Source organism: Devosia salina, assembly GCF_019504385.1.
GTDB classification, from domain to species: domain Bacteria; phylum Pseudomonadota; class Alphaproteobacteria; order Rhizobiales; family Devosiaceae; genus Devosia; species Devosia salina.
Window position 1 is genome coordinate 3,489,048 of record NZ_CP080590.1, and the last position, 15,412, is coordinate 3,504,459.

Consider the following 15,412-nt stretch of genomic DNA (forward strand, 5'->3'; position numbering starts at 1 on the left):
CCGATCTTCCAGACCATAATACAATGACGCTATTGCTCCGCGTTTGCCAGTCCATTCTCGTCGCCTGCCTGATGGTCACGGCGGCCACGGCAGAACCCGTCTCCATCAACCGGGGCACTGGACTGGGCTATGTCTTCAATCACCGCGGCAATTGCTACCTGATCGTCCCCGATCATGTGCGGCAGGGCGCTACGCGACTGAGCCTGTCCACTTCCGCGCCTTCCTCGATTGGCGACGCTGAAATATTCCGCACCTATGCGCCGGGCATGGACCTGGCACTCGGCATCGTCACCAGCGGCCTGTCCCAGCGCTGCAATGACCGCTTTGACGCGCTGCGCACCGACCTGCAGCCCATCCTGGACAGCACCGAGAACGCCCAGCTCGTCCGGGTCGATGCCGGCGGGCTCGAATTGCGCGACGACATGGTCATCACCTCCTTTGATTTTGAATCGATCACTGCGCGCCCGGCCTCGCGCGATCTGGGCGCCGAAATCTATCAGGGCAGCAGCGGCGGCATCCTGCGCGCCGGCGGCACCCTGATCGGCATGGCCGTACAATCCCAGGGCATTGACGACGCCTTCTTCCTGCGCGCCGACGAGATCGCGGCGCGGCTGGGGCGCCTGCTCGACACCGGGCCGGCGACCATCGTGAGGGATCCGGCCATGCCCGCACCTATCGAGGCTGCCGGGCTTTGCCCCGCCGGAACGTTTGCCCCTGAAGAGGTCACCTGCAATCTCGAGCCGCTCTCGCCCGAGCTCTCCTGCTCGAACCTCGCCAAGGGCGGCGTCGCCGCCTTCCCGCCCTCCGATACCCCGCCACGCCTCATTCTCGACCTGCCCGGCGACAAGGCGCTTCCCCTCCGCATTGTCGCGCTTGGCTCGTCCGGCATGGCGCCGTCCGCCACCATGCCCAAGGGCATCCTGATCGAGATATCGAGCACCAATGGAACGCCGCGCTGGCGGCGCTTTGCCAGTGGCGACATGCCGCCCACCGGACGCTTCGAGGCCCCCAACGGCGCCGCGCCCTACGCGACCCAGGTGGCGATCACCCTGCAATCGAGCTGGGACCCGGCCCTGCCGACAGCCCTCGACTGCTTGTCCCTGCAATAGCTATTCGGCCAGCGGAATCCGCGCCGGCGCCCCGACGCGCTCGAACCCGCCCCGGTTGAAGTTGAACGTGCCGGTCAGGGCCCCGTCCGGCTGCAGTTCCAGCGAGCCAGAACCATATTGCCATTCATCCAGCGAATAGGCTGCGCCTGTCGGGATGATGGCGCAAAGCTTGCCGTCGGCGGCGGGCCAGCACTTCCTGTCCGCGTCATAGGGCAGCGTCGAGAAGGTCACCCGCCCGAGCTTTGCAGTCTCGTCGATACTGCCGTCATAATCCTGGATCAGCTTGTGGAGCGACGACCCCTCCTCGAGCTGCGAGAGGTCGATTTCCAGCCGGAAGGGACCGCCCTGGTCCAGCGTCGCGGCAACCGCCACCTTCTGCATTTCCGGGTCTGAGCTCAGCAGCCCGACCTCCTTGGCCCGCTTCACGAACAAAGGCTCGCCCGAGGCGATCAGCAGTTTCAAAGCGGCGAGGCGCCGGTTGGGATCGGTGTCGGCCAGCATGGCATCCACCTGGTCCAGTTCGCTGCTGCTTGCGGCCACGGCGGCCTGGATATCGGCCAGCGAGGTCTGCGCCATCGCCGCCCCGGCCCCCGCCAGGCTGCAGATCAAGGTCAGTAACAGCTTGCGCATACCACCCCCCTCACGTCACATCGGGCAGAATAAACCCGCCCCCGGGCGTGTCAATTCCGGCGGTCTGTCTAGCGCTTGCGGCCCTTGTGCCCGCCCGTCAACGGGTCCGGCTTTTTTGGCTTCACCCAGCCCTTGGGCGGCGCGCGCACTGGCGCATTCGAGCCCAGTCCCATCTGCCCCGGCGGCGGCTGGCCCACCAGCCCGTCGGCCTCGCCGCGCAGGCGGGCGATTTCGTCCCGCAGCGTCGCGGCCCGTTCGAAGTCGAACGCGGCGGCCGCTTCTTCCATCTGCTTTTCCAGCGCCACCAGCCGCTGGTGATTGGTCCGGGACGACATCAGCTCCCTCCCACAAAGGCATCCATGTCCTCGAGCCGCGCCGCCTCATGGGCCGGCTTGTCCCAGCGGATGCGGTTGATGCGCGGAAATCTGAGCGCCACGCCCGATTTGTGCCGGCTGCTCCTCTGCGCTGAGTCGAAGGCCACCTCGAATACCAGGTCCTTGCGCACCTCCCGCACCGGCCCGAACGACCCGACCGTATTGCCCCGGATCCAGCGGTCGAGCTGCTTCAGCTCCTCATCGGTGAAGCCGAAATAAGCCTTGCCGATGGGCACGATCTCGTTCCCCTTCCACACCCCGAACGTATAGTCCGAATAGAACGAGCTGCGCCGGCCATGCCCGCGCTGGGCATACATCAGCACCGCATCGACCACATTGGGATCGCGCTTCCACTTGTACCAGAAGCCCTTGGGCCGCCCCGGCACATAGGGCGCGCTGCGCAATTTGATCATCACGCCTTCATGGCCATGCTCATCGGCGCCCTGGCGCCGCAATTGTGCAACCTCTTCCCACGACTGGAAGGGCAGCACTTCAGAGAGGTCCATGCGCGTCTGCGGATTGGCCGCGAACCAGGCCTCGAGCCGCGCCCGCCGCGCCTCCCAGCCCAGGGCGCGAATATCCTCGTCATCATCGAACAGCATGTCGTAGACCCGCACGAAGCCCGGCAGCTCGGCCATCTGCTTGCCTTGGGCCACCTTCCGATTGAGCCTCTGCTGCAGGTCATTGAAGCTCTTCGCCTCGAAATCATGGCCCACCAGCAATTCGCCATCGAGCACCGCGCGCCCCATCGCCGCCTCGACCACATCGGGAAAGCTCGCCGCAATATCATCACCGGTGCGCGAGAACAGCGAGGCGCCGTCCCGCCCGAGCACCAGCTGCACGCGGATGCCGTCCCATTTCCACTCCGCCGAAAAATCCCGCGGATCGAGCTTTTCGAAATCGCTGGTCTCGATGGGGTTGGAAAGCATGAGCGGATGAAACCGCGCCGCATGGTCGATGTCGGGCCGCTCGGCCCTGCCCTCCAGCCACGCAAAAAGCTCGCCATAGGGCGGTCTGATCCCATGCCAGACCTCTTCGATCGCCTGCAGGTCCACCCCGCTCATTTGCGCCAGCGCCGTCTTGGCCAGCCGCGCCGATACCCCGATCCGCAGGGCGCCGGTCGCCAGCTTGATCAGCGCCCAGCGCTCATGGATCGCCGCCTGGCTCAGCAATCCCCCGATCACCCTGGGCAATTCGGCCTTGCTGGTGGTGTTGAGCAGGCTCACCAATTCACTCAGCCGCGGCAATTCCCCTTCCCCATGATGCGGCCAGATCAGGGCGATGGTCTCCCCGAGGTCCCCCACATAGTCATAGCTCAGCGCAAACAGCGTCTCATCGACCTCGGCCAGCACCGTCTCCTTGAGCAGGGCCGGCTTGACATTGCGAATGTCCATTTCCCCGGTCAGCGCTGCCAGCGCCAGTCCCCGATCCGGGTCCGGCACTTCGGCGAAATATTGTGCCAGCGCCGCGATCTTGCGGGTCCGCGACGGGGTCAGCGCCAGCAGTTCGAGCAGGTCCGCAAAGCGCTTCATGCCCCGCCCTCCCCGCCATCGTCATCGAGCCCCGGCAGCGCCAGCGGATCGGCCGCAAGGCCCTGCTGCCGGCACCAATAGACCAGCGCATCCTCGCGCCCATGCGTCACCCACACGGTTTCCGCGCCACTCTCGAGAATGGACTGGTTGAGTTCGCCCCAATCGCAATGGTCCGAGATCACCAGGGGCAATTCCACCAGCGCCTGCCGTGCCCGCTGCTTTATGCTCATCCAGCCCGAGGCCTGGCACACCACCGGGTCGGGAAAGCGCCGGCTCCAGCGGTCGCGAATGGCCGAGGGCGGCGCGATGACGATCTGCCCCGCCATCGCCGCCTTGGGCATGCCGGTTGCCGGGATCAGCTCCCCCAGCGACACCCCCAGTTCCTCGTATAGCGCGCACAGCCCGATCATCGCACCATGGAGATAGATCGGCCGATCCCACCCCGCATCGCGCAGCAGCGCGATCACCCGCTGCGCCTTGCCCAGGGCATAGCAGCCCACGAGGTGGCAGCGCTCCGGCTGGTCCCCGACCGATTTCAGCAGCCGCTTGATCTCATCCTGCGGCCTGGGATGCTGGAACACCGGCAGCCCGAAGGTCGCCTCGGTGACCAGCAGGTCGCATGCGACCGGCTGATAGGGCTGCGCCGTGCGGTCCGGCAGACGCTTGTAGTCGCCGGTCACCAGCGCCCGCTGCCCCCCGGCCTCGATTCTCACCTGCGCCGAGCCCAGAATATGCCCGGCCGGATGCAGGCTCACCTTGGCGCCATCAATGTCCAGCACCGCGCCGAAGTCCAGCGCCTCGAACCGTCCAGCGCAATCGGCCCCATAGCGCACCTGCATGATGGCAATGGTGTCCGGCGTCGCCAGCACCGCCCCATGCCCCGAGCGGGCATGGTCGGCATGGCCGTGAGTGATGATGGCGCGCGGCCGCGGAGTGTCCGGATCGATCCAGGCATCGATGGCAGGCACATAGAGATTACGGTCGAGGATCGGCGTGGCCATGGCTTCCTCTCAACGTTGCCCGAACCGGTGCGGTTCACTCAGGCGGCAGGTTCGTCCGGGTAAATCTTGCCCCCTGCCGCGATGATGCCGGGCCCGATGCCCGCAAAGCCACCGAAACCGGTCGCGCAAACATGGCAGACTCCTTGCATGTCAGATGGCACCATCCCTGCTGACACGGTCTGTCATGAACATCTCGCCGATCAACCAGCTCTTCCCCACCGGCAAGCCGGTTACCCCCACCTCCGGTACGAGCGCCACCCCGCTCAAGGTGGATGCCAGGGATGAATTCCTCGAATATGCGCGCATGTCGCCGGCCGAGCGGCTGCGCGCACAAATCCTTGAAGACATGGAACTGAGCGAAGACAGTCTCGCCGCCATGGACCCGGAAGCCCGCGCTGGCGTCGAGGACGAAATCAAGCGCCGCATGCTCGAAGCCCTCACCGGCAAGGCCGATGCCGAACCCGGCTCGCTTGTCGACATGAGCGCCTGAGACTTGCCAAGCCTGTGCTGGTCCTTACAACCGGGGTGAGACCAGAACACCCCGGAGCCCGTCCATGCGCAAGACCACCCACGCCCCCGGCACCATCCACCGCCTGATGATCGACAGCAAGGCGCTCGCCGGCAATCGCCTGGGCGACCCGACCGAGCGCATCATCGACGTTTATGTGCCCCATGGCCATGACGGCAAGGGCCTGCCGCTGCTGGTCGATCTCGTCGGTTTCACCGCGGGAGGCCCGGCGCACACCAATTGGAAGAGCTTTTCCGAAAACGTCCCCGAGCGCCTCGACCGCTTGATCGGCGACGGCAGGATGGCGCCGGTCGTGGTCGCCTTTCCCGATTGCTACAGCCGCCTGGGCGGCAATCAATATGTGAATTCACCCGTCCTCGGAAACTATGAGGATTTCCTCATTGCCGAAATGCTGCCCGAGATAGAAAACCGCTTTTCTTGCGGTGGCACGGGCCGGCGCGGCGTCTTCGGCAAGTCCTCGGGCGGCTTCGGCAGTCTCGTCCACGCCATGCGCCACCCCGATATCTGGGCTGCCGCGGCCAGCCATTCGGGCGATGCCGGTTTCGAGAACCTCTACATCCCCGAATTCCCCGCCACGCTGCGGGCGCTGGCCAAGAGCGACAATTCCATCGAAAAATGGCTGACCGCCTTCGAGGCCAAGGACAAGATCGACGGCAAGGACACCCTCGTCCTGATGATCCTGGCCCAGGCCGCCAGCTTCGACCCCGATCCCAGCCCCGAAACTTTCCTTGGCCTGCGCCTGCCTGTGACCCTCGATACCTGCGAACTGATCGCCGAGCGCTGGGACAACTGGCTTGCCTGGGACCCGGCCCGCATGGTCGAAACCCATGCCGATGCCATTGGCAAGCTCAAGGGCTTCTTCCTCGATTGCGGCACCGAGGACCAGTACAACATTCTCTACGGCACCCGCCGCATTCACAAGACGCTCGAAGCCAGGGGCATCGCCCACCGCTACGAGGAATTCCCCGACAACCATTCCAGCGTCGACTATCGCATGGATATTTCCCTGCCATTTCTGGCCGAAGTGCTGAGCCGCTAGGCCAGCAGCATCCAGCCCAGCATGAGGCCGGTGACCACCACCCCTGCCCAGGCCAGGGCCAGCAGGCCATCGCGCGCGGTGATGGCCTGCCCATAGCCGGCTATCACCGCACCCGCCCATGTCGAGGTGAATGGCACCAGTTCCATCACCGGCATGATCGCGCCGACCAGCACGCAGACCACCGCTCCGGCCCGCCGCATGGCCATGCCGGTCAGTGGCCGCACGCGCGGCTTTATCATGTTGTCCGTCACCTTGCTAACCGGTCGGAGGAACTTGAGCAGCTTCTGCGCCTGCTTGGCGGAAATGCAGCGCTTCGTCAGCCATTTGGGAAGCCAGACCGTCTCCCGCCCCAGCGCCACCTGCCCTGCAATCAGGACGCTGTTGAGACCCACAAGGCTGGGCAATCCGGGAATGATGCTGAGCGGGGATACCACGAGCAATGCTGGCAGCAGCAACATCGGCCCCGCCGCCCGACGCCCGGCGATCCTCTGGATCAGGCCGATGGAAACCGCCTCGCCATTGTCGACGCAATCCTCCACCTTCTGCACCAGATCACCCAGTGCCCCCTCATCGGCGACGGTCATGGCGTGTGTCCTTTCGCCATGGCAACGCCGGCGCGGGCCACCCCGTTCCCTTGGGTCGCCGTCGGCCAGCGACGCCGGGAGGGGCTAGACCGCCTTGCTGACCTCGAGCAGTCCCGGGCGCTTCTCATTGGCGGCGTTGATCGCCGCCTCGCCGCCCAGCACCACCACATGGCCGCTCTCGGCCACCGCATCGAGAGCCTCGGCCAGCGCCAGGAAATCGGCCCGGCTGGTATTGAGGATTTCGTCGCGCCGCTGCTGCCGCAAGGCGTCCGTCGTGCCGTTGAGCAGGCGCCACATGGCCGAATAGCCCTTGGCATCGGGAAATTCGGGCCGATCGAGATCACCCACCACGCCGATCACCGAACGCACCAGGTCGGTCTCGCCGATGTCGGCCCGCAGAGCCTTCGCCGCGCCGTCATAGGCATCGAGCGTCTTCAACAGGTTCGGGTCGCGATAGGAGAGGAAGGCGAAATTGCCCGATGACAGATCGAACCGGCTTGACCCGCCATAGGCCCCGCCCTGCACCCGCACCTTGTCCCAGAGATAGGTGGTGTTGAGCAGCCGCAGCGCCACCGCCGAGGCCGCCGTCAGCGAGAAGCCGAGCGCCTTGAGATTGGCGCCCTTGCCCACATAGTTCACCTGCGCCGGAATGATCAGCCCCTCATTGCGCGGCGCAAAATCATGGCGCCAGTCGGCGTCCGGCATCTGCCGGTCCGGCAGGCTGCCTGCAAACGTCTCCAGTGCAGACCGCGCCGCGCCCCACAGTGATCCCTCGGCGGTCAGATTGACCACCATGCGGCCGCGATTGAACAGCGTGTCACGGATCCGCACCAGCGCCGCCTCGACGCTCGGCCAGTCGCTATCGACGCGCTTGACCAGCTCCTTGAGGAAAGCGAGATAACTGACCCCGCTCATCTGCTCGGAAATCCACCCGGCTTCGGTCAGCCCCGCCTTGATGCGCATGTCGGCAAACCCATTGCCCGCGGGCACCAGCCGCGCCTCCATGCCGGCCTTTTCCTCCAGCGCCATCTGGCGGAACCGCTCGCGGTTGGACAGCCGCGCATCGCCCAGCACGTCGCCCATGATCTCCAGCATGGCCTCAAACTTATCGGGCACCGCCTTGCCCGAAAGGAAGAACCACGCCGCCGTGCCCGCTCCATCCTGGCGCGTCGCCAGTCCGCGATGCTGGGCAATGCCGCCCGTCGTGCGGCCGATGCGCTGGGTGAGGGAAACGAAATCTTCCCTGCTGGTCCCGGTCTGCAGCAGGGCCCGCCCGAACAGCGGCAAATAGGGCAAAAGGCTCTTGTCCAGCACATGCAGGTCAAAGCCGAGATCGAGGTACAGAATGCCCAGCGTCGGCAGATCATGGTAGAGCATGCGCGCCCCGGCCACGACGCTTTCCTCGGTGGGCACCGTACGGATATCGCGGTCGAGATCCTTGAGCGTCAGCGTCGGGATCTTCGCCAGATCCTCCGGACGATCCACCGCCTCCTGCAGCGCCTTCAGCCGCTCGGACCGCTCCACCACCTGGGCCAGTGCATCCTCGTCCAGCCCGGCCCGCACTTCCGCCAGCTTGTCGGCCTCGGCCCTGGCCTCACGTGCGCCCTGCTCCGGATCGGCCTCGATGACCGAGGTCAGGCGATGCGGATTGTCCAGGAACAACCGCCGGATTTCCGTTTCGAAATGCCCCGAGGCCGCCTTGTCCTTGAGCGTGGCCAGCGCCTCCTCGAACACCAGCGCGTTCATCGGATCATCGCCATGCAGCCAGCCGCCGAGCGCAGTGAACATATAGCTCATGCCGCGCGGATAGGAGCCGGTGTTCTGCTCGCGCAAATTGAATTCGAACGTGTTGAGCGCGGCTTCCAGATGCTCTTGGGAAAAGCCGGTTTCGGCAATCTCGGCCAGCGTATCGAGCACCAGCTTTTCGACCTTGTCGGCGTCGGCCGGATCGATGCCCTTGAGCCCGAACCCGCCCATGGGCTGGCGCAGATAGCTGGAGATGCCGCCCCCGATCACGCCTTCGCCCAGCCCGCTCTCATTGAGCTTCTTGCGCAGCGGCGCCGCCGAATTGCCGGCCAGCAGGTAGCTCAGCAGCCCATGGCTCAGCGTTTCCTCCCGGCTCTCGGGCGGGTCCAGCATCCAGTTGACCGACGCCATGCCGTCGCGGCGCTTTTCCGCATCGATGGTCCCGGCATAGGTGCCACGAACCTTGCGCGGCGCGTTCCAGCGCGGCTGCAGCTTCACCTCGGCATCGACATCGAGCCGCTCGAACTGGCTGAAGAAGTCATCGAGAATGGCGAGCCGCTTTTCCGGCGCATCGTCGCCCGAAAACACCACCCGCGCATTGGACGGGTGGTAATAGGTCTGGTGGAAGCGCTTGAACTGCTCATAGGTCAGCTCGGGGATGACTTTCGGGTCGCCGCCGGAACTCTTGCCATAGGTGGTATCGGGATAGAGCGCCGTCTGCGTCTGGGTGTGCATCACCGAATCGGGCGAGGAATAGACGCCCTTCATCTCGTTGAACACTACGCCCTTATAGACCAGCGGCGCCTCTGCGCTTTCCAGCTCGTAATGCCAGCCTTCCTGGCTGAACGTGTCTTCGGTGATCAGTGGAAACAGCACCGCGTCGAGATACACATCGACGAGGTTATAGAAATCCTTGAGGTTCTGGCTCGCCACCGGATAGGCCGTCTTGTCGGGATAGGTCATGGCGTTGAGGAAGGTGTGCATCGACCCCTTCAGCAATTCCACGAAGGGCTTCTTGACCGGATATTTCCGGCTTCCGCACAGCACGGAATGTTCCAGGATATGCGCGATCCCGGTCGAATCCTCGGGCGGTGTCTTGAAGGTGATGCCGAACACCTTGTTCTCGTCCTGGTTGACCAGGCTCAGCACCTCCGCCCCGGTCTTCCTGTGCCGATAGAGCAGCGCCTGCGAATTGATCTCGGCAATGGTCTCGTCACGGACAAGCTCGAACGCGGGGTGGGACATCAGGCTACTCTTCTTGGATTTCTAACTGGCCCTAACCTAGGTATGGCCGGGGTGATCCGCTAGGGCTTCGAACGGCCAAGGGCAAGTTTACGCTAATGGAGCGAACTTGGGTGAGATTACCATGGGAGCCATGCTCGATCGGCAGGTCGAGTATTGACGCGTGTACACTTTTCGTGTACACGAAATGCACCCGCCCGGCGATTGTGCCGCCTCCGCGTGTCTAGTTTTCGGAGAGATGAGGAATCGAAATCTAGACCAGTCGGGAGCTCGCAGTGGAATTCGAATGGGACGAGAACAAACGACTCTCGAATATCGAGAAGCATCAGGTTGATATTCTGGAGGCCTTACTCATTTTCGAGAGCTGGGTTCTCACGGAACGTGATGTTCGATTTGACTATGGCGAGCGCCGTTTCCGATCCATCGGCTACGTGGATGACACCTGCTATGTCCTCATCCATGCCGAACGGAACGGCATGACCAGGCTGATTTCTGCCTGGAGAGGAGGTCGACGTGACCGAGAAAAATATGAAGCGGGCTACGCTCGCCGAAATTCGACTGATGAAGGACAGGGGTGAACTCTATCACAACCCCAATGCCCCCGAAGGCCCCGAACTCGGTGAGGAGTTCTGGAAGAATGCGGTGTGGGTTGAGCCCAAGGGCACGACTTCTGTCCACCTCAAGCTCGACTCCGAAGTCTTTGAGTTCTTCAAACGCCAGGGCAAGGGCCACCTCACGCGCATGCAGAATGTGCTCAAGGCCTATGTGAAGGCGCATCAGGGCGCCACCCCTGAAAATGAGGACGGCAAGAAGTCCTCCCGTCGCGCGAGTTGATCGGCATCACACCCCGCCGCGGATCTCCGGCTTCACCTCGGTCTCATACCATTCGCCAAGCTGCTTGATCAGCGCCGGGAACAGGCTCTTGCGGTCGCTGGCCTCGACATTGTCGGCGATCTGCTCGGGCTTGGAAACGCCCGCAATGACGGTCGACACCTGCGGATGATCGAGAATCCACCGCAGCGCGAACTGGCTCATCGGCACACCTTCGGGCGCAAAGCCCTTGAGCGTCTGCACCAGTTCCACCCCGCGCTCGAAGGGAATGCCCGAAAAGGTCTCGCCCACCGAAAAGGCCGCGCCGTCGCGATTGTAATTGCGATGGTCGCTCTCCTCAAAGCGCGTACCCTTGTCATATTTGCCGCTCAACAGCCCGCTTGCCAGCGGCAGGCGCACGATGATGCCGACATCCTTTTCCGCCGCCTTGGGCAGCAATTCCTTGGCCGCATCTTGGCGGAACAGGTTGAAGATGATCTGCAGGGTCGCGCAACCCGGCTGCTCGAGGCAGATCAGGCCTTCCTCGATAGTCTCGACGCTCGCCCCCCAATGGCGCACCAGCCCCTCGGCCTGGAGCTCGTCCATCCAGCCAAAGATCGCGCCATCGCGCAGCACTTGGGTGGGCACGCAATGCAGCTGCGCCAGGTCCAGCGACTGCACGCCCAGCCGCTTGGCCGACCCCAGGAGGCTCTCGCGCACGCCCTGCTTGCTGTAATTGTCCGGAAAAAGCCCGCCCCCGCGCCCCAGCTTGGTGGCCACGCGTACATTGGGACCCTTGGCATGGGCGCCGATGCGGCTCTCGCTCAGCCCCCCGCCATAGACATCGGCCGTATCCCAGAAGGTGATGCCGGCATTGAGCGCATGCCCGAGAATGGCGTCCGCCGTCTCGTCGCCCACCGGGCCGAAATCCCCGCCCAGCTGCCAGCAGCCCAGACCGATCTCGCTGACCTCATAGCCCGTCTTGCCCAGTCGCCGCGTCTTCATGCCCGTCTCCCTGTTCATCCCAACCACAATGCGCCGTGGCGCCCATCGCTCCCCCGCTTACGCCCTGCGGACCCGCCAAGGCAAGAACAGCGCGCCATGCCCGCCCCAGTTCCCGCCCATTGACTGGCTACATACGTAAGTGTATACTTACTTATCATGCAAGTTCAAAGCCCTGAAAATAGCCAGATCGACATCGGAACCGTCCTCTCGGCGATAACCGATCCGACAAGACGCCGGGTCCTGGAATCGCTGCGCGCCGGTCCCCGCAGCGTCAGCGCCATCGCGGCCGACCATGCCGTCAGCCGCCCCGCCATCTCGCAGCATCTCAAGGTGCTGGGCGCGGCGGGCCTGGTGCGGGCACACAAAATGGGCCGCAACAATTTCTACGCTATCGACCCCGCGGGGCTTCAGGTGCTGCGCACCTATGTCGACAGCTTCTGGACCGATGTGCTGGCCGCCTTCCAGGCCGCCGCCCTCATCGAACATGCCAAAGGGAGGAAGCCGAATTGATCGCCCCTGTCCGCCACGAATTGACCGTGCCGCTGGCGCCGGCCCTCGCCTTCGATCTCTTCCTGCGGCGCATGGGCGAATGGTGGCCGCTCCTGACCCATTCGGTGTGGGAAGCGGCCGCCCGGGGTTGCACGGTCGAGCCCAGGGTCGGCGGCCGCATCCTCGAACAGGGCCCCGATGGCGCCATTGCCCATTGGGGCACCATTCTGGCCATCGAGGAAGGCGCCCGCGTGCTCATCGATTGGCATCCCGGCCACGACCCCGCCCAGAGCACCGAGCTTGAAATCTGGTTCACGCCATCCGCCACCGGCACGCGTCTGGTGCTCGAACACCGCAATTGGGAACGGCGCGGCGATCTGGCGACCACCATGCGCGACAATTACGAAACCGGCTGGATCATGGTGCTGGGCCTCTATGCCGAGCGCGCCGCATGCCCGGCAGCAACTCCCGCCTCGTAGCCCCATCGGCCTATTCGAAATAGTCCGGGAAATCCTCGATGGTCTGGCCCAGCAGCACTTCGGCCCGCGCCAGATGCGCCCGCATCGCGGCTTCTGCGCCGACCACATCGCCCTTGGCCACCGCTTCGGCAATTTGCTTGTGTTCGGCAATGGCGCGCTGGCTGGAAGAGACGCCCAGCGTCAGATAGCGCACCCGGTCGAGCTGCATCTTGTGGTCGTCGATCAGCTGCCAGGCATATTCCACCCCCGCCAGCCGGGCCAGCGTGCGGTGGAACAGCTCGTCGAGCTTGTGGAAGCGCCGGCTGTCATTGGCGGATGATGCGGCCTCCTGGTCGGCAATCAGCTTTTCCAGCACTTCGGCCGCTTCCTTGCCCGGATGCGCGGCTACGCGACGGATGATCTCGACCTCGATGCTTTCGCGGATGAACCGGCTCTGGCGCACGCCATCGGGCGAGATCTTCTTGACCACGGTCGCGCGCTTGGGCCGGATCAGCAGCAGGCCCTGCTGCGCCAGGCGGATGAAGGCCTCGCGCACAGGCTGGCGCGACACCCCATAGCGCTTGGCGATATCGCTTTCCGAAATCACGTCGCCGGGCTTCATGCTCATGGTCACGATGTCGTCGCGCAAGGCGGTGACGACCCGCATCGCCATGGTTTCAGTATTGGTCTCGGGCACCTGTGCCGTCATGGTTCCTGATTCCCCCCAGCCTCGACCTTGCTGCCTTGCGGGCGGGAAGGCTCCCCCGGCGGGGGCAGCATCCACAGGATTCTGCCCCCAAACCAGGTCCTAAAGCACGATTCCGGCCTCCTTGAGCATCTGGTCGACCTCGATGCGCGCACCCTTGGCAGCAATGGACCGGTTCGCCGCAATGCCGGTCAGGATCGACCAGGCACCGGCCACCTGGTCCGACGCGCGCCCATATTTGTCCTCCGGCATGCCATTGGGGTCGAACAGATAGCCCAGCATGATCGGGTCGGCGCCGCCATGGCTGCCCTTGCCCGTCCACACATCGAGCTTTTTCGGCAATTCGCCTGCCAGGTGCAGTTCGGTGCTCATGGCCTCGACATCCTCGGCGCCGCAGCGCTCGCGATGCCCGCCGGCAAATACGCCATGCACCTCGATATGCTTGTGCGTCAGCTCACCCTTGGTGCCGTGGAACTTCACCTCCAGCCCTTCCCAGGGCGAATAGGCCACCAGCGTGTAGTTGAGCGAGGTGCCCGAGGCATATTGGGCCTGCACCTGCATGGTATCCTCGATGGTGATGTCGTCGGCGAACACGCATTTGTCGCGCCAGTAGCCGTCATCATTCTCAGCATCGAGATAGAGCTGCTTGAGCGGTTCGTCCGCCTCAAGGTCCATGCGGAAGGCGCATCTGTCCGCCACCGGGCAGGTGTGGCAGCGCTCGCCATGGCCCTCAAGCCCCAGCTTGACCGCCATTTCCGGCGTGTAGAAATCCAACTTCCCGGTCGCCGACACCGTCTTGGGCGTCGAGCCGACCCACCAGTTCAGAAGGTCGAAATGGTGCGTCGACTTGTGCACCAGGAGCCCGCCGGACTTGTCCTTGTAGCGGTGCCAGCGGCGGAAATAATCCGCGCCATGCACCCGATCGAGATACCAGCGGAAATCGACCGCGGTGATCTCCCCGATCGTGCCGCTCATCAATATCTCTTTGAGCTGCGTGCGCGCCGGCGAATAGCGATAGTTGAAGGTGACGGTGACCTTCTTGCCGGTTTCGCGCTGCACATCGATGATGCGCTTCAGCCGCGCCAGGTCGATGGTCATCGGCTTTTCGGTCATCACGTTCTTGCCCGCCCGCAGCGCGCGCACGATATATTCGTCGTGCAGATAGTCGGGCACGGTGACGATCACCGTATCGGGCTTCTGCTCGTCGAGCATGGCATCGAAGTCTTCGGCCAGATAGGTCGCGACCCCATTGCCGCCCTTGGCCGGCACCTTGCCGGCCGACAGGGCCAGCCGGCTCTGATTGACATCGCACAGCCCGACCAGTTCGGCGGTTTCGGCATGGGTCTGGGTCACCGCGTCGCGGAACATCTGGTGCCGGCCGCCAGTGCCGACGATTGCGTATTTCATGATAGTCCGGGGTCTATGGTCTTGAGGATTGGGAGGCCTGAACCGGTCGGTTCAATCTTCCATACAAGATTGACCAAAGCGGCCGCGCTGTCAATCGGCGAGCAGCATGACCACATGCCCCGGCGCGCGCTGAACGCACCAGGTCGCCCCCGCCAATACCTGCGGGACAGGCCCTCGGATCAGCGGCTGAACGGCACCGAAGCGGTCAGGATCTCGCCCGAATTGTTGAACTCGACCTCGAAATCGACAGTGATACTGTCATTGATGAGAAGGATACGGGCGCCGATCCGCACATCGCTGCCGGCCCTGTCCTTTTGCTGCTCACGCAGGTCGAAGCTGATGCTGCTGTTCGACTGCCGTCCTATGGCAAGGCCCGTATAGCCGGCATTGGAACTCATCACCGCCTCATAGCGGCGGGCATCGTCATTATAGGCAATCGTACCGCTGATCGAGAGCGTGGCGTTTACCAGCGTGCACCGCCCCGTATAGTTGATCTTGAGCTGGTTGCCCTGTGACACGCCGAGACGGCAGCGGAACGGCTCGGGCTTGTCGCCCCCCACCAGGGCGCCTTCGCCGCGCCAGTTTCCGATATAGGATGAGAGCAGTGCAAGCTCCCCGTTCGACGCCTGCACATGTGCCGGTCCGACGACCGGTGCCAGAAAGGTCAATGCTACCAATGCGGCCCGCAGCCAGTTCGTCACGTTTACCCCCTCAATGCGCATTCGCTAACATGTCTGCCAGCACTCTAGCG

General features: G+C 64.1%; 16 protein-coding genes and 1 pseudogene. 7 read left to right on the top strand and 10 right to left on the bottom strand.

Annotated elements, in window-relative coordinates; translation table 11 throughout:
- Positions 1 to 23: 23 nt before the first annotated feature.
- A complete protein-coding gene (locus tag K1X15_RS17125; protein WP_220304801.1) occupies positions 24 to 1,109 on the top strand; it encodes a hypothetical protein in 1,086 nt (361 codons plus the stop codon).
- Here K1X15_RS17125 and K1X15_RS17130 read toward each other — a convergent pair whose 3' ends face one another.
- From K1X15_RS17130 to K1X15_RS17145, 4 genes and pseudogenes are all read right to left on the bottom strand, one after another.
- A complete protein-coding gene (locus K1X15_RS17130; RefSeq protein ID WP_220304802.1) occupies positions 1,110 to 1,739 on the bottom strand; it encodes a hypothetical protein in 630 nt (209 codons plus the stop codon).
- A gap of 211 nt (positions 1,740 to 1,950) precedes the next feature.
- Positions 1,951 to 2,038, bottom strand: a pseudogene (locus tag K1X15_RS21330) (UvrB/UvrC motif-containing protein); the annotation flags it as partial.
- A 35-nt stretch (positions 2,039 to 2,073) separates the two neighbouring features.
- Positions 2,074 to 3,645, bottom strand: coding sequence for a cisplatin damage response ATP-dependent DNA ligase (locus K1X15_RS17140; protein ID WP_220304804.1), 1,572 nt, complete (start codon positions 3,643 to 3,645; stop codon positions 2,074 to 2,076).
- Complete coding sequence (locus K1X15_RS17145) at positions 3,642 to 4,646, bottom strand: ligase-associated DNA damage response exonuclease (RefSeq protein ID WP_220304805.1); 1,005 nt, start codon at positions 4,644 to 4,646, stop codon at positions 3,642 to 3,644. Before K1X15_RS17145 ends, K1X15_RS17140 begins: the two co-directional genes overlap by 4 nt.
- A 154-nt stretch (positions 4,647 to 4,800) precedes the next feature.
- Here K1X15_RS17145 and K1X15_RS17150 point away from each other — a divergent pair, with 154 nt between their 5' ends.
- Both K1X15_RS17150 and K1X15_RS17155 read left to right on the top strand, forming a co-directional pair.
- Positions 4,801 to 5,136, top strand: a complete 336-nt coding sequence (locus K1X15_RS17150; protein ID WP_220304806.1) for a hypothetical protein — start codon at positions 4,801 to 4,803, stop codon at positions 5,134 to 5,136.
- Between the two features lie 64 nt (positions 5,137 to 5,200).
- Entirely contained in the window at positions 5,201 to 6,214 is a 1,014-nt protein-coding gene (locus K1X15_RS17155; RefSeq protein WP_220304807.1) for an alpha/beta hydrolase, read from the top strand.
- Here the strand turns inward: K1X15_RS17155 and K1X15_RS17160 are convergent.
- Together K1X15_RS17160 and K1X15_RS17165 are read right to left on the bottom strand one after the other, a co-directional pair.
- Positions 6,211 to 6,798: an exopolysaccharide biosynthesis protein gene (locus K1X15_RS17160; RefSeq protein WP_220304808.1), complete on the bottom strand. Its 588-nt coding sequence runs from the start codon at positions 6,796 to 6,798 to the stop codon at positions 6,211 to 6,213. The two genes, K1X15_RS17155 and K1X15_RS17160, sit on opposite strands and share 4 nt — an antisense overlap.
- Positions 6,799 to 6,882: 84 nt before the next feature.
- Positions 6,883 to 9,789, bottom strand: coding sequence for an insulinase family protein (locus K1X15_RS17165; RefSeq protein ID WP_240549535.1), 2,907 nt, complete (start codon positions 9,787 to 9,789; stop codon positions 6,883 to 6,885).
- A gap of 272 nt (positions 9,790 to 10,061) precedes the next feature.
- Here K1X15_RS17165 and K1X15_RS17170 point away from each other — a divergent pair, with 272 nt between their 5' ends.
- Together K1X15_RS17170 and K1X15_RS17175 are read left to right on the top strand one after the other, a co-directional pair.
- Complete coding sequence (locus tag K1X15_RS17170; RefSeq protein ID WP_220304809.1) at positions 10,062 to 10,364, top strand: BrnT family toxin; 303 nt, start codon at positions 10,062 to 10,064, stop codon at positions 10,362 to 10,364.
- Complete coding sequence (locus K1X15_RS17175) at positions 10,300 to 10,620, top strand: BrnA antitoxin family protein (RefSeq protein WP_240549536.1); 321 nt, start codon at positions 10,300 to 10,302, stop codon at positions 10,618 to 10,620. Before K1X15_RS17170 ends, K1X15_RS17175 begins: the two co-directional genes overlap by 65 nt.
- 6 nt (positions 10,621 to 10,626) lie before the next feature.
- On the opposite strand, the gene K1X15_RS17180 is transcribed toward K1X15_RS17175, so the two are convergent.
- Entirely contained in the window at positions 10,627 to 11,601 is a 975-nt protein-coding gene (locus tag K1X15_RS17180; protein ID WP_220304810.1) for an aldo/keto reductase, read from the bottom strand.
- A 156-nt stretch (positions 11,602 to 11,757) separates the two neighbouring features.
- On the opposite strand from K1X15_RS17180, the gene K1X15_RS17185 reads away from it, so the two are divergent.
- On the top strand, positions 11,758 to 12,111 hold the full coding sequence (locus K1X15_RS17185; RefSeq protein ID WP_220304811.1) for an ArsR/SmtB family transcription factor: 354 nt from the start codon (positions 11,758 to 11,760) through the stop codon (positions 12,109 to 12,111).
- Positions 12,108 to 12,569, top strand: a complete 462-nt coding sequence (locus tag K1X15_RS17190) for an SRPBCC domain-containing protein (RefSeq protein WP_220304812.1) — start codon at positions 12,108 to 12,110, stop codon at positions 12,567 to 12,569. The genes K1X15_RS17185 and K1X15_RS17190 overlap by 4 nt, the downstream gene beginning before the upstream one ends.
- A gap of 10 nt (positions 12,570 to 12,579) precedes the next feature.
- On the opposite strand, the gene K1X15_RS17195 is transcribed toward K1X15_RS17190, so the two are convergent.
- The 3 genes from K1X15_RS17195 to K1X15_RS17205 all read right to left on the bottom strand — a co-directional run bounded on the left by K1X15_RS17195 (position 12,580) and on the right by K1X15_RS17205 (position 15,362).
- Positions 12,580 to 13,257 (bottom strand): GntR family transcriptional regulator, encoded by a 678-nt coding sequence (locus tag K1X15_RS17195; RefSeq protein ID WP_220304813.1) that lies wholly within the window; start codon positions 13,255 to 13,257, stop codon positions 12,580 to 12,582.
- Between the two features lie 99 nt (positions 13,258 to 13,356).
- Positions 13,357 to 14,661 carry a Gfo/Idh/MocA family protein gene (locus K1X15_RS17200; protein WP_220304814.1) on the bottom strand — a complete coding sequence of 435 codons (1,305 nt, stop codon included), beginning with the start codon at positions 14,659 to 14,661 and terminating at the stop codon, positions 13,357 to 13,359.
- A 179-nt stretch (positions 14,662 to 14,840) separates the two neighbouring features.
- Complete coding sequence (locus tag K1X15_RS17205) at positions 14,841 to 15,362, bottom strand: lipocalin/fatty acid-binding family protein (protein ID WP_220304815.1); 522 nt, start codon at positions 15,360 to 15,362, stop codon at positions 14,841 to 14,843.
- Positions 15,363 to 15,412 lie beyond the last annotated feature (50 nt).

What these genes read in the sequence shown, in the direction of transcription:
- K1X15_RS17185 (WP_220304811.1), top strand. Translation starts at nt 11,758, where the DNA reads ATGCAAGTTCAAAGCCCTGAAAATAGCCAGATCGACATCGGAACCGTC.
- K1X15_RS17140 (WP_220304804.1), bottom strand. Translation starts at nt 3,645, where the DNA reads ATGAAGCGCTTTGCGGACCTGCTCGAACTGCTGGCGCTGACCCCGTCG.
- K1X15_RS17165 (WP_240549535.1), bottom strand. Translation starts at nt 9,789, where the DNA reads ATGTCCCACCCCGCGTTCGAGCTTGTCCGTGACGAGACCATTGCCGAG.
- K1X15_RS17130 (WP_220304802.1), bottom strand. Translation starts at nt 1,739, where the DNA reads ATGCGCAAGCTGTTACTGACCTTGATCTGCAGCCTGGCGGGGGCCGGG.
- K1X15_RS17195 (WP_220304813.1), bottom strand. Translation starts at nt 13,257, where the DNA reads ATGACGGCACAGGTGCCCGAGACCAATACTGAAACCATGGCGATGCGG.
- K1X15_RS17200 (WP_220304814.1), bottom strand. Translation starts at nt 14,661, where the DNA reads ATGAAATACGCAATCGTCGGCACTGGCGGCCGGCACCAGATGTTCCGC.
- K1X15_RS17150 (WP_220304806.1), top strand. Translation starts at nt 4,801, where the DNA reads ATGGCACCATCCCTGCTGACACGGTCTGTCATGAACATCTCGCCGATC.
- K1X15_RS17160 (WP_220304808.1), bottom strand. Translation starts at nt 6,798, where the DNA reads ATGACCGTCGCCGATGAGGGGGCACTGGGTGATCTGGTGCAGAAGGTG.
- K1X15_RS17180 (WP_220304810.1), bottom strand. Translation starts at nt 11,601, where the DNA reads ATGAAGACGCGGCGACTGGGCAAGACGGGCTATGAGGTCAGCGAGATC.
- K1X15_RS17145 (WP_220304805.1), bottom strand. Translation starts at nt 4,646, where the DNA reads ATGGCCACGCCGATCCTCGACCGTAATCTCTATGTGCCTGCCATCGAT.
- K1X15_RS17155 (WP_220304807.1), top strand. Translation starts at nt 5,201, where the DNA reads ATGCGCAAGACCACCCACGCCCCCGGCACCATCCACCGCCTGATGATC.
- K1X15_RS17125 (WP_220304801.1), top strand. Translation starts at nt 24, where the DNA reads ATGACGCTATTGCTCCGCGTTTGCCAGTCCATTCTCGTCGCCTGCCTG.